Origin of the sequence: Flavobacterium sp. UMI-01 (assembly GCF_019656315.1) — a bacterium.
Lineage (GTDB): Bacteria > Bacteroidota > Bacteroidia > Flavobacteriales > Flavobacteriaceae > Flavobacterium.
Genome location: NZ_BPLU01000008.1, coordinates 81,120 through 95,723, shown reverse-complemented (window position 1 = coordinate 95,723; position 14,604 = coordinate 81,120). Strand labels below are relative to the sequence as shown.

Below are 14,604 nucleotides of genomic sequence, written 5' to 3'. Positions count from 1 at the left end.
TGTATTATTTTAGTTCATTTGTTTTCCCTGAAAGATACTCCAATAGTAATATGCTTTGGTTGTATTCTAAAATCGACGACAAATAATTTTCTTCTATTTCGATTGCCGTTCTTAAATTCAAAAGATGTTCAGCATAGCTAATTTCACCATTTTTATAAGCACTTTGACTTTTGGTTAAAATAGAATTTGCATTTGGCATTCCCGACTCTTTGTAATAGGTCAAACTCTTTTTATTTTGTTGAAACGTTACAAATGCTTGTGTGTATTGTCCTTTTAAACTGATTTGATTGTGGTCCAAAATGGTTTTAGCAATCTCTTTGTTGATTGTGGCAGTTTGCACTTTGGCAGCATACGAACCATAAAATATAGGGATAGACAATCCCAATTGAAAACCTTGAAAACGATTCGCTGCCGTAGCCACTTCCGAACCTGTTTCGTTCAACGAACTCCCAATGAGCGATTGATTAAAATAGCCAAAAGTAAGGTCAGGTAATACTTTGGCTTGTTCAACTTTTTTCTGTTTTTCAGCAATCGTCATTTGTTGTTGAAAATAAGCTAAAACAGGATTTTCAGTTATTTCCTTTTCATTATTAGTTCCTAAAAAAACTTGTTCGTTCAATTTTTTATCTGCAACAACAAGCGGTTCTTCGGTTCCTATTAGAGTTTGCAATTGAGACAAACCCACTTCAATTTTTGCTTCATTCTCTTTGAGTAAGTTTTGTGTTTCACGCCACCTTGTTTCGGCTGTGCTTTGTTCTAAGATGGTACTTTCTCCTGTTTTATAACGCCATGACGCTGCTTTTACAAAACCTTGATAAATACTGTCTTGTTTTTGCAATAGTGTTTGTCGCGAGTATAAATATTGTAAATTAGAATACACCTGTTTGATGCGATAGACCAATTCATTCTTGGTAATCATTGTTTTTATTGCGCTACTCTTGACAAGGGCATTCCCTAAAGACGCATTTGCCGAAAAAACGGTAGGAAATGGAATGGTTTGAGAGATACTAAAATTATTATCTTTTGTAACATAACTATTGTATTGCCCAAACTGCCCCGAAACATCCGTTTTAGGAATTTCAATTCGGGTTCTTTTTAATTGTTGTTCCTGTTTTTCTTCTAATTGGGAACGAATCATCTCTTTATTGTTTTTCAATCCCAACACAATCGCTTGATTCATGTCTAGAGGTTGGTTTTGAGCCGTTACAGTAGGGGCTACAAAAAAGAAAAACACAACTGCAAGTAAAGGATTTACAGGTTTCATAGGTTTGTTAATTTTTTCAGACCACATATACAATATTGGTAAAACTAAAAGTGTGAGTAAGGTTGCTGTGAGTAATCCGCCTATTACGACTGTTGCCAAGGGTTTTTGTACTTCGCCTCCAGCACCCTGAGTTAAGGCCATAGGTAAAAAACCTAATGAAGCTACGAGTGCCGTCATAATAACGGGTCGCAACCTCACGGAAGTTCCTTTGATAATGATTGCTTTTACATCCGTCATGCCTTCTTTTTTAAGCGAATTGAATTCGGCTATCAGCACAATTCCGTTTAAAACCGCTACTCCAAACAAGGCAATAAACCCAACACCGGCAGAAATACTGAATGGCATTCCTCTAATCCAAAGCGCCAACACACCTCCAATAGCCGAAAGTGGGATAGCTGTATAGATTAAAACGGCTTGTTTGATAGACCCAAAGGCAAAAAACAACAAAACAAAAATAAGCAATAATGCTGCTGGCACTGCCACTCCTAGACGTTCTTTGGCAGCGATTAAGTTCTCAAAAGCGCCACCATAAGTAGCAAAATAGCCTGCTTCAAACTTTACTTGTTGGTTTATTTTTTGTTGAATTTCTTCAACGGTACTTTCTACATCCCTACCACGCACATTGAAACCTACAATAATTCTTCGTTTAGCATCTTCACGCTGAATCTGATTCGGTCCTTCTTTAAAATCAATAGTTGCCAATTGTTCCAATGGGATTTGATTTCCATTAGGAGCCGTAACATACAAATTTCGGACATCGTCAATGCTTTGACGGTTCTCATTATCCAAGCGAACCACCAAGTCAAAACGTTTTTCTCCTTCAAATACCAAACCTGCAATTTCTCCAGCAAAACCAGCTCGGATGACGGTATTCACCTCTTCGATATTCAGTCCAAATTGGGCAATTTTATCCCTATGGAACTTGACAACCACCTGAGACAAACCAGCAATGGGCTCTACATAAATATCCGTTGCTCCTTCTATTTTTCCTGCGATTTTCCCAATTTGTTTGGCATATTGTGTTAGTTTATTTAAGTCTTCGCCATAGATTTTTACAGCAACATCCTGTTTGACCCCAGAAATCAATTCGTTAAAACGCATTTGGATGGGCTGTTGAAACCCAAAGGTAGTTCCCGCAATATGTTGTTCTAATTTTTGTTGCATTTTCTCAGCCAAATCAACTCGGGAATCCGCTGAAGTCCATTCGCTTTTATCTTTCAAAATAATCATCAAATCACAAGCTTCAACACCCATTGGGTCTGTAGGTATCTCAGACGAACCAATTTTACCAATTACCTCTTTCACTTCAGGGAAATTGTCCTTCAGCACCTTCGCTGCTTTTTGCGCTTGCTCAACCGTATAAGACAAACTGCTTCCGGTTAACGTTCTGGTCTCCACAGCAAAATCACCTTCATCAAGAGTTGGAATAAATTCGGCTCCCAAAAAGGTAAAAATAACCCCGCTAATTAGTAGCAAACTAAGAGCGATACCGATTACCAAAACTTTTGATTGCATGGCAAATGAAAGCAAGGGAGTATAAACTCGTTGAATGGCATTTATGATTCTATCCGAGATATTTTCTTTGTGAATTATTTTTTTGTTCAAAAACAAAGCACTCATTACAGGAACATAAGTCAATGACAATAAAAAAGCACCTAAAATGGCAAAAGAAACCGTTTGCGCCATAGGACGAAACATTTTTCCTTCAATCCCCACCAAAGCCAGAATAGGCAAATACACGATTAAAATTACAATTTGACCAAAGGCCGCTGAACTCATCATTTTGCGTGCGTTACTTAACACACTTTGATCCATTTCTTCTTGCGTAATAACTTTACCTTTATGTGAAACGTGTAAATAATGCATCGTAGCTTCAATAATAATGACTGCTCCATCCACGATTAATCCAAAATCTAGCGCACCCAAACTCATCAAATTCCCTTCGACACCAAATAAATTCATCAAACAAATGGCAAACAACATCGCCAATGGAATTACCGAGGCTACAATTAAGCCCGCACGTAAATTTCCCAACAGCAAAACCAAAATGAAAATAACAATTAATGCTCCTTCTAATAAATTGGTCGAAACGGTGTGAATAGCGTTATCCACTAACTTAGTTCTATCCAAAAAAGGCTCAATAGTAACCCCTTCAGGTAAGTTTTTTTCAATTTGTGAAATTCGGCTTTTTACATTTTCAATTACTTTAGAAGCATTCGCTCCTTTCAACATCAGAACTAGTCCTCCCACTACTTCACCTTCGTCATTTCGAGTCATGGCTCCGTAGCGCGTTGCCGCTCCAATTTTTACTTCAGCTACGTCACGTATCAGTACTGGAACACTATTGGCATTGGTTTTTACGACAATATTCTCAATATCATCAATATTTTTAATCAAACCTTCGCTTCTAATGAAATAGGCATTGGGATTTTTATCGATATAAGCCCCGCCTGTATTTTGATTGTTTTTTTCCAAAGCATTAAAAACAGTAGCGATACTAATGTTCATGCTCCGTAATTTATCGGGATTCAAGGCAATTTCATATTGCTTCAAAAAACCTCCAAAACTGCTCACATCAGCAATCCCTTCCACTCCTAAAAGCTGACGACGAACAATCCAGTCTTGAATAGTACGCAATTGGGTGGCATCATACTTGGATTCAAAGCCTTTTTTCGTGTGAATGACATATTGGTAAATTTCACCCAAACCTGTAGAAACAGGAGCCATTTCTGGCGTCCCCATCCCTTTTGGAATTTGGTTTATCGCTTCGGTCAAGCGTTCGGAAACCTGTTGTCTAGCCCAATAGACATCCACTTCTTCCTTAAAAACCACCGTCACAACAGACAACCCAAAACGACTAAAAGAACGAATTTCTTCAATATCCTTAATCGTTGCCATGGTTTGTTCTACGGGAAAAGTGACAAATCTTTCGATATCCTCGGCGCCATTGCTAGGTGATGTGGTAATGATTTGCACCTGATTATTAGTGATGTCAGGTACGGCATCAATAGGTAAATTTTTAACCGAAAAAATACCCCAAACGATGAGAGCTAAAACCATTAGCCCTACAATCAGTTTGTTTTTTATAGAAAACGCAATGATTTTGTTTAGCATGTATAACAAATTAAATAATTGACAAAAAAGCACATTGCAAGGTACATTACCTTACAAAGAATTGGTTTTGAAACATCAAAACCTAAAATATCAATTAGCTAAGTTGTGGGGGTTGCCAAATGGCATTTTGAAAATTTGAGAATAAAGTAGTGGTATAGGCTACCGTGTTTCTTTCAACAAAAAGATTGATTGTCAAAAGGTCTTTGGTGAAATCATTGAATTTATACAATCCCATACAATGACAGCAACTGCAAACACAAAAAGGAGAACAATTGTCTTCTAAATGATGGTCCGAAGCCGAATTCTCATCCGATTGGACAATATGATTCTTCTCCTCTATACCATAAGCAGCGTCCGCACATGGCATACAAGACAAGGCGATAATATAAATCGATAATATGATTCGAAGTATTTTCACTTTGTAAATGTAATAATTTTAGTTTTAAAACACCAAAAATTACTAAATCGCAAATACCACAACGAAGTTTTAATCCCAAATTCCATCCCGAAGCTTCGTAATTAAATTCCAAATCCAACGCAAACAACCAACTCCAAACCATAAACTACAAACATCTCCATCATCTCACTACTCTCATGTGGAAAGTACAAACGAAAATAGTAACTTTGCTTCCCATATTCGGAATACGCCAAATTTATGCTAGATACAGACAATACTATTGACGTTTTAGGAGCTAGAGTGCACAATCTTAAAAACATAGACCTCTCGATTCCTCGAGAAAAACTGGTGGTAATAACCGGACTTTCGGGTTCTGGAAAGTCATCATTGGCTTTTGACACCATTTATGCCGAGGGACAACGCCGTTACATCGAAACTTTCTCCGCTTATGCTAGACAATTTTTAGGTGGACTTGAGCGCCCTGATGTAGATAAGATTGATGGTCTTTCGCCAGTAATTGCCATCGAGCAAAAAACAACTAGCAAAAGTCCGCGCTCGACTGTGGGAACTATCACGGAGATTTATGATTTTCTTCGATTGCTTTATGCCCGCGCGGGTGATGCTTACAGTTATAACACGGGCGAAAAAATGGTTTCCTACTCTGATGAGCAAATCAAAGACCTTATCCTTCAGGATTACAACCAAAAACGCATCAATATTCTGGCACCTGTAATTAAGGCTAGAAAAGGACATTATGGCGAGTTATTCCAACAAATTACCAAACAAGGTTTTCTAAAAGTACGTGTCAATGGCGACATTCTGGATATTACCCCCGGAATGAAATTGGACCGCTACAAAACGCACGATATCGAAATTGTAGTGGACAGAATTGCGATAGACTCCACTGCCGATACTGCCAAAAGGCTAAGCGAAAGCATCAATACCGCGATGAATCACGGCGAAAATGTGTTGATGGTCCTAGACCAAGACAGTCAAGAAATTCGTTATTTCAGTCGTAACCTCATGTGTCCGTCAACAGGTATTTCTTACCAAAATCCCGAACCCAATTTGTTCTCTTTCAACTCTCCAAAAGGAGCTTGTGAACATTGCAAAGGTTTAGGAACAGTACACGAAATCAACCTAAAAAAAATACTACCTAATCCACAACTATCAATCAAATCAGGTGGATTTTTGCCTTTGGGCGAATACAAATCCTCTTGGATTTTCAAGCAGTTGGAAATCATAGGAGAGCGTTTTGGTTTCAAAATCACCGATGCCATCGACACCATTCCCGAAGAAGCCATGCAAATGATACTGCATGGTGGTAAAGAAAAATTCAGTGTTCAATCCAAAGAATTAGGCGTTACCCGAGATTACAAAATTGAATTTGAAGGAATTGCACATTTTATCAAAAACCAACACGACGAAAGCGGCTCTTCGACCATTAAACGCTGGGCTAAGGAATTCATGGACGAAATTGACTGTCCGGTATGCCAAGGTTCTCGATTGAAAAAAGAAGCGCAATATTTCCGAATCAACGACAAAAACATTACCGAATTAGTCAATATGGATATATCGGATTTGACTATTTGGTTTAACGAATTAGAAAATCAATTGTCCCAAAAACAACTTGCGATTGCTTCAGAGGTATTAAAGGAAATCAAAGACCGTCTGCACTTTTTAATGAACGTTGGTTTGGACTATTTGGCCTTAAGCCGAAGCTCCAAATCGCTATCGGGTGGTGAAGCACAACGCATCCGATTAGCTACCCAAATTGGCTCTCAACTGGTAGGAGTACTTTACATTTTGGACGAACCTAGTATTGGATTGCACCAACGAGATAACGAAAAACTGATTCATTCATTGGAACAATTACGCGATATTGGAAATTCTGTTTTGGTCGTTGAACACGACAAAGACATGATGGAGCGTGCCGATTATGTTATCGACATTGGCCCTAAAGCAGGTAAATATGGAGGCGAAATTATCAGCAAAGGAACTCCTCAAGAAACCTTGAAATCCAATACCATTACAGCTCAATACCTCAATGGAAAGTTGAAGTTTGAAATCCCCAAAAAACGTCGTGAAGGCAATGGCAAAACGCTAAAACTTTCTGGCGCAACAGGCAACAATCTAAAAAACGTTTCGGTCAGCTTTCCGCTCGGAAAATTAATCTGTGTAACGGGTGTTTCAGGAAGTGGAAAATCTACTTTAATCAATGAAACCCTCTACCCTATTTTGAACGCTCATTATTTTAATGGAGTCAAAAAACCGCAACCTTATAAAAAAATTGAAGGCTTAGAACATATCGACAAAGTTATTGATATTGACCAAAGTCCGATTGGGCGTACACCTCGCTCGAATCCTGCCACATATACCGAAGTTTTTACCGAGATTCGCAAACTCTTCACAATGACTTCTGAGAGTATGATTCGAGGATACAAAGCAGGACGTTTTAGTTTCAATGTCAAAGGCGGACGCTGTGAAACCTGCGAAGGCTCGGGAGTACGCACCATCGAAATGAACTTTTTACCCGATGTGTATGTTGAATGTGAAAGCTGTCAAGGCAAACGTTTCAACCGTGAAACCCTAGAAATTCGCTATAAAGGAAAATCCATTTCGGATGTTTTGGACATGACAGTGGACGAAGCAGTTCCTTTTTTTGAAAACATTCCTAAAATCCATCGTAAGGTAAAAACCATTCAGGATGTGGGCTTGGGGTATATTACCCTTGGCCAACAAAGCACCACGTTATCGGGTGGCGAGGCACAACGCATCAAACTTGCGGGTGAATTGTCCAAAAAAGATACCGGAAACACGTTCTATATTTTGGACGAACCCACAACGGGTCTCCATTTTGAAGACATTCGGGTCTTGATGAACGTACTCAACAAACTGGTTGACAAGGGCAACACCATACTCATCATCGAACACAATATGGACGTCATCAAACTAGCCGATTACATCATCGACATTGGTCCTGAAGGCGGTAAAGGTGGCGGAACTTTAGTTGCCGAAGGCACTCCTGAAGAAGTTGCTAAAAGCAAAAAAAGTTATACCGCTAAGTTTTTGAAAAAAGAATTAGCGTAATTTTTTGGGCGTATCCCTGCGGGTCGGGCTGTCCACTGTATCTTTACCTTTTGCTATCGCAACGGTAAAGGATGCCGTTTCCATCCCTTACGCGAATATCCTTTTCATAACAACGCTCTTTTTTTTACCAAAAAAAATAATGTGCAATCCGTTCAAAAACACTGATTCCGCAGTAACAACTCCCCAAAAGAGTGTTACTACGGAATCAGAATTGTAGTAATTGGAAATTATTTCAAGTTAGGCTGAAAAATTTTCACTGTTCCATCTCCTTCACTACTTACTACTAATAAACTTCTTTTCGTAGGTGATTTGGAAGCAGGAATAAATAACAATCCTTCAGGTGCATCACCAGTTTTGATTGTTTGTAAATACTGAGGAGCAGCAGGATTGGTTACATCATAAATTACAACCGCATCCGCTCTTTCTAATCCAACAAACAAAATTTGTTTGTCTCCCATCTTAGCAACCACTACAGCTTCTGGTTCGCTACCTTTATCATCACTACGCGTATCATCATACAATCCCATATCATTAGCACGCTTGTCTAAATCATTATGGCTATCAAAAACTAAACTTCCTGTAGTACCGTTCCAAATCGTAAAAGAGCGCGCTCCGTAACTAAACAATTCATCCAAGTCACCGTCGTTATCGGTATCACCTAGAGTCGAAATCAAGTTCAAACGTCCCATCATGGCATCAGCTTTTAAAGCAGCTGCATTTGGAAAAGCTACAGCATCTAAGTTAGCCGATTTTAATCGTATAATATCTGTATTTCCTTTGTACTCTCTAGCATCACCTTCATTAGCAGTGACGAAATAAGCCACACCGTTAACTGTATAACTTGTAATAGCATCAGGCATATAAACACCTTTTAATTTCCAAGGATTAAATACAATCGAACCATCTTTATCACTGATATCAATTCCGTTAGCCGTTGTGTTAAAATCTTTATAACCTAAAGGAAAAATGCCTGTAATAGTTTTGGTAGTCAAATCTACTTTGGCTACACCATTATTTTCTTGCAAACTTACCCAAGCCGTCTTAGAATCAGCAGAAATAGTAACATATTCTGGCTCAATATCCGCAGCAAAATTATTCGTTGGGTGCGAAATTCTAAATCCTTTAGCTTTTAAAGCAGTTACTTGTGAGCTAAAACCAGTGAAATCCAATGTAGTCACACTGTAATTGTTAGCTACATCAATGATTGAAATAGAACCATTAGGGTCTTTAGTATAATCATCATTAGGCTCACCTTCATTCGCTGTCATAATGAACTTCCCATCAGGAGAATAAGTAACCATATCAGGCAACGCACCTACTGTAACCTCTTTAATCAAACTATAATCCGATGTTTTAAACACGACAACTTTACCATTCGCTTGTTTGTCAGTAGTTGATTCTAAAGCAACCGCCAACGAACCATTAAAAGTCGCAACACTATTAGACGCTCCATTATAAGATGTCAAACTAATAACCGCAAGTTTTTTCGGGCTACTTGGGTCAGCTAAATCCACTACATCAATTTGGTTCGTACCGCTATTGTTCACTGTAAACAAACGTTTGGTCGTTTCGTCATACGCACTAATTTCGGCAGCAGCTTCACCACCTATGGTAAGACTACCAATTTCAGCAAATGTTGCAGCATCTTCATTTACACTAAATTCTGAATCCCCATCTAAAGTGTCATTTTCACAGCTGGCAAAAATCAAAAGTGCCGATAATAATGAAATACTAATTTTTTTCATGTTTCGTTATTTTTTTTTGTTTTGGGCAAAAATAGATTCCGAAACAGCTGTTTTTGATTAAGACATCTTTATAAAATCTTTAATTTGACCCCCAATCATGTTAGTAAATCGTTTCCAAAAACCAACTTGATATTACGGTATTGAAAACAGCAACTCATTTTTAGAACTCAGACTAATTTTTCACCTAGCAGATAACAAAGGAAAACAGCGAAATCTATATGACATTAAATCATTTTGTAGCTAGAGATTACTAAAAAAAGATTCCCTCCACTAGGTCTTTTGGGTTCGTAGGCATTTGTATAAAAAAAAAGAAGCCTACATGGTTTTAAAACCTGTGCAGGAGAACCAAAGCCTTATTGTTATGACAAACAGCAAGAATTAGCTGTAAAACTAATAAAAGCCAAATGCTGGGATATTGTTGTTTTATGGGCTTTGGTTTTTATAATCCTTGCGAATGCTTATATTTGCGGTCATTAAATTTTAGCTTCGTTTATATGACTACTACAAACAGACGTTTTCCTGCTGAATGGGAAAAACAAGAGGGAATTTTACTTTGTTTTCCGCATAATGGAAATGATTGGCCGGGTAAATACGAGGCGATTCAGTGGGCTTTTGTAGAGTTCATTAAAAAAGTAGCGACCTATGAAAAAGTCTTTTTGGTTGTCGCTGACGAAAAACTAAAAGCTAAAGTGAACGATATGCTCGAAAGAGCCCGTGTGAACTTGGAGCAAATACAGTACATTATTCATAAAACTAATAGGAGCTGGATGCGTGATTCGGGACCTATTGTGGTGTATAACAACGGGAAAAGAGAAGGATTGAACTTTAACTTTAACGGTTGGGCGAAGTATAAAAACTTTCAATTAGACAAGCATGTTCCTAAGCTTGTAACAGAGGCTTTACAAATGCCATTGAAACAAGTGACGTACAAAGGAAAACCTGTAATTGTAGAAGGTGGCGCGATTGATGTAAACGGTCGTGGTACCCTTTTGACTTCGGAAGAATGTTTGATGCATCCTGATATTCAGGTGCGAAATCCTGGATTTACGAAGGAGGATTACGAAGCGGTTTTCAAAGAATATTTAGGCGTGACCAATGTGATTTGGCTCGGCGATGGCATCGAAGGTGATGACACCCACGGACATATTGATGATTTGGCTCGATTTGTAAACGAGGATACGATTGTAACCATTGTAGAAACCGACCCGAATGACGCCAACTTTAAGCCGTTACAAGACAATTTAAAACGTTTGCAAAATGCCAAGCTAGAAAACGGACAAGTACCTGTTATTGTGACTTTACCAATGCCCAAACGTTTGGATTTTGAAGATTTGCGTTTGCCAGCAAGTTATGCTAATTTCTTGATTTTGAATAACTGTGTATTGGTGCCTACATTCAACGATGCAAACGATAGAAAAGCATTAAATATTTTGGCAGCATGTTTCCCTGATAGAGAAGTTATTGGCATTAGTGCTATTGATCTGATTTGGGGATTTGGCACACTGCATTGTTTGAGTCAACAAATACCAGCATAAGTTATATAACCAAAGCGTACATGCTCACACGATTATGCAGTACCGCAACAAACTACTTCCAAAAGACTAGTTGCAAAACTTAAATCGCACATTTGTAAAACAAAAAGAGGAATTGCCTGTTGGAATTCCTCTTTTTTATGGTGAATTTATCGCCCTGAAAGAGCGAAACAGATTAAAGGTTCTTATTTGTTGTCTTTGGTAAATGGAATTACTTGTCCGTTATTCATAATCATATCAAAACCAGTGCGTTTTTCATTAAACTTAAATTTCAGCCCCGCTGATTTTGATTCAAATACATCTTTTTCTACATAGGTCAATGCAAATTTAGGATAACCAGTGATTTCCACCTGTAGCGCATTAGATTGCTCAGTCATCACAATTTTGATGGGTGCTTTTGCGTTGCTATACGTACCTAAATAGGGGTCCAAAATGAGGTCTTCCTCTAAGGTACCTGTCGCTGCAGACCATATATTATTGGACTCATTGTAATCTGGAAAAACATGTTCTGGATCCAGAATCACACTATCAATTTCTTGGGTTGTATGGACTTTAAAAGACCATTGGTTGTTTTTTTGCCAAACTTCTACTGGAAGTTGAACCCGTTTTATTTCGCCTGATTTTAATTTAATGTCCAAAACAACAGGCATAGCCATTTGATCAAAATTATCAATAGTAATAACAGCTCCTTTTGCAGGGTCATTTTTAACATATTTCACCGCTTGGACTCCTTGATCCAAACGCCAATTATTGACAAACCATGCTCTCCAAAACCATCCTAAATCCTCTCCTGTAACATTTTCAATAGTTCTAAAAAAATCTTCAGGATACGGATGCTTGTAAGCCCAACGCTCAATATAAGTTTGAAGAGCCAAATCAAATCGTTCTTGACCTACAATTTGTTCTCTCAAAATAGTCAAAGCAGCACTCGGTTTTGCATATAATAAAAGTCCCATGTGAGCTTCTTTCAAATTATCTGGTGCATTCATTACAGACTCTAAATTAGGATTGGTAAAATATTCTGCTCTTTGGTGCATATCCATTTTTTCCCCTTTATATTCTCCATTATTGAATGCATCAGTAGATAAACTATTGATAAAACTATTCAATCCTTCGTCCATCCATCCAAACAAGCGTTCATTTGACCCCACAATCATTGGAAACCACGTATGTCCAAATTCATGATCGGTCACCCCCCACAAACGTTTTCCCTTGGCTTCCCAATTACAAAACACAATACTTGGATATTCCATTCCGCCTACAACTCCCGCTACATTTATAGCAGTAGGATAAGGATATTCAAACCATTTTTTAGAATAATGTTCAATAGACCCTTTAACATATTCTGTAGATCTTCCCCAAGCTAGATCTCCCGCACTTTCTACAGGATAGGTAGATATAGCCAATGATTTTTTACCACTTGGTAAATTAATTTTAGCGGCATCTACAATAAAAGCTGCTGAAGAAGCCCAGGACACATCACGAGCATTTTTGAGGGTAAAGCGCCATGTTTTAGTCGCAGTAGCTGGCGTCTTTGCTAATGATTCTACCTCTTCGGCAGTGCGAATAAATACGGTTTTATCACTTTGCTTTGCCTGATTCCATCTATTTTGTTCTACTGTAGAATAAACCGCAGAAGGATTCGTCAACTCACCGGAACAAACCACCACATGATTTGATGGGGCTGTAATCGCAATATCAAAATCACCATATTCCAAATAAAACTCCCCTGCTCCTAAGTACGGTATGGCATTCCATCCCTTCACATCATCATACACACACATGCGTGGATACCATTGAGCAATCGTAAAGATTTTACCATTTTTAGTTTTTAAAACACCAGTACGGTCTGAACCTTGATCTGGAGAGATGTATGAGAAATCAATTTTTAATTTAACTACTCCACCTTTAGCCTGCAGTGCCGAAGGCAAAAAAACTTGCATGCGTGTATCTGTAATGTTAAACTTTACTTCTTTTTCGGTAGTTTTACCGCCCACAGTAGTAATAGCTTTTACTGATTTTATTTTATGTCCTCCATCAAAAATTTGGCCACGAGCACCATTTCTACTACCCGTAATTGGGACAATAGCTTCCCCCCTAGAATCCGATTTAAATAAATTTTGATCCAAATGCAACCACAAAAAAAAGAGTTTATCAGGACTATTATTGGTATAAGAAATGACAGCCGTTCCTATAATTTCATTTTTCTCTTCATTCAGTTGTGCCGTTAATTGATAATCTGCACGGTTTTGCCAGTAAGCAGCACCCGGTTGTCCACTGGCAGAACGGGTTGGTGAAACAGTAGGCGTATAAAAATTAGAAGCAAATACCTCACTGTAATTGTATTTTGATGATGGTTGGGCAGCTTGTTGTCCCCAAGAGCTAAAATTAGTCAACGCTAAAGCAATATAGAACAGCCCTATATATTTGATTCTTTTCATAAATTTAGATTTTGAAAACAAATTAATGAAAAAAAAACGGACAGTTAACTTATATTTGAGTACTGAAACAGTATTTTAGGTAATTTTTAATATTTCTTTATAAAAATAAATTCAAACAATTGAAAACACTATTACAAAACGACTTTATATCTGCAGAGATAAAGTCCATCGGAGCCGAATTAATTTCATTAAAAAACAAGGACAATGTCGAGTTTATATGGGAAGGGAATCCTCAATTTTGGGGCAAACACTCTCCAGTATTATTTCCTATCGTAGGCGGTTTAAAAAAAGATACGTATCATTACAATGGAAAACAATACCATTTATCGAGACATGGTTTTGCTAGAGACATGGAATTTAACGTTGTGGAAAAAACCAATACACGAGCGGTTTTTTCGATACAATCCAATGAAAGTACCTTATTAAAATATCCTTTTGAATTTGAGTTCCAAATCATTTACACGCTTGAGGCCAATCATTTGCATATCGGCTATAAGGTATGCAATCACAATGAGGAGGTAATGCCGTTTTCAGTTGGAGCTCATCCAGCATTTGCTTTGCCTAAAAAATTTGAGAATTACACCTTAAAGTTCAATCAAAACGAGATCTTGCACTACCATCTTTTGGAAAATAATTTAATTGCTCCAACCACACAAGAATTAGCCTTAAACAATGACAATGGAGTGAAGCTGTCGTACGCCTTATTTGAAAATGATGCCCTAGTATTCAAAACCATACAATCCAAAACATTAAGTATTTTAGACGCTGACAAGGCTATTGTCCGTGTGCATTATGCTGATTTTCCGAATTTAGGAATTTGGACAGTTGCCAATGCCCCTTTCCTTTGCATCGAACCTTGGTGCGGTTATGCCGACACTGTTGATGCTTCAGGAAACCTCTTGGATAAAGAAGGCATCATCCCTCTAGAACCTAACCAAACTTTTGAAGCAAAATTCTCGATTGAGGTAATATAAACGTAGAGACTGCATTTTAATTCATCCGAAAATTCAATGCAGTCTTA

The 14,604-nt window shown here is 38.0% G+C and carries 7 protein-coding genes; 3 read left to right on the top strand and 4 right to left on the bottom strand.

Annotation, left to right across the window (positions count from 1 at the left end; genetic code table 11):
• Positions 1 to 4 precede the first annotated feature (4 nt).
• Positions 5 to 4,378, bottom strand: a complete 4,374-nt coding sequence (locus tag K5R64_RS04730) for a CusA/CzcA family heavy metal efflux RND transporter (protein WP_220761417.1) — start codon at positions 4,376 to 4,378, stop codon at positions 5 to 7.
• Positions 4,379 to 4,472: 94 nt separating this feature from the next.
• Positions 4,473 to 4,796: a DUF6660 family protein gene (locus tag K5R64_RS04725; protein WP_220761415.1), complete on the bottom strand. Its 324-nt coding sequence runs from the start codon at positions 4,794 to 4,796 to the stop codon at positions 4,473 to 4,475.
• A 237-nt stretch (positions 4,797 to 5,033) separates the two neighbouring features.
• Here K5R64_RS04725 and uvrA point away from each other — a divergent pair, with 237 nt between their 5' ends.
• Positions 5,034 to 7,865 (top strand): excinuclease ABC subunit UvrA, encoded by a 2,832-nt coding sequence (uvrA, locus tag K5R64_RS04720; RefSeq protein WP_220761413.1) that lies wholly within the window; start codon positions 5,034 to 5,036, stop codon positions 7,863 to 7,865.
• Positions 7,866 to 8,092: 227 nt separating this feature from the next.
• Here uvrA and K5R64_RS04715 read toward each other — a convergent pair whose 3' ends face one another.
• Positions 8,093 to 9,610, bottom strand: a complete 1,518-nt coding sequence (locus K5R64_RS04715) for a choice-of-anchor I family protein (protein ID WP_220761411.1) — start codon at positions 9,608 to 9,610, stop codon at positions 8,093 to 8,095.
• 494 nt (positions 9,611 to 10,104) lie between these two features.
• On the opposite strand from K5R64_RS04715, the gene K5R64_RS04710 reads away from it, so the two are divergent.
• A complete protein-coding gene (locus K5R64_RS04710; protein WP_220761409.1) occupies positions 10,105 to 11,145 on the top strand; it encodes an agmatine/peptidylarginine deiminase in 1,041 nt (346 codons plus the stop codon).
• A 182-nt stretch (positions 11,146 to 11,327) separates the two neighbouring features.
• Here the strand turns inward: K5R64_RS04710 and K5R64_RS04705 are convergent, their stop codons facing one another.
• Positions 11,328 to 13,583: a M1 family metallopeptidase gene (locus K5R64_RS04705; protein WP_220761407.1), complete on the bottom strand. Its 2,256-nt coding sequence runs from the start codon at positions 13,581 to 13,583 to the stop codon at positions 11,328 to 11,330.
• Positions 13,584 to 13,702: 119 nt separating this feature from the next.
• Between K5R64_RS04705 and K5R64_RS04700 the strand changes: the two genes are divergently transcribed.
• Positions 13,703 to 14,557: an aldose 1-epimerase family protein gene (locus tag K5R64_RS04700; RefSeq protein ID WP_220761405.1), complete on the top strand. Its 855-nt coding sequence runs from the start codon at positions 13,703 to 13,705 to the stop codon at positions 14,555 to 14,557.
• Positions 14,558 to 14,604: the final 47 nt, after the last annotated feature.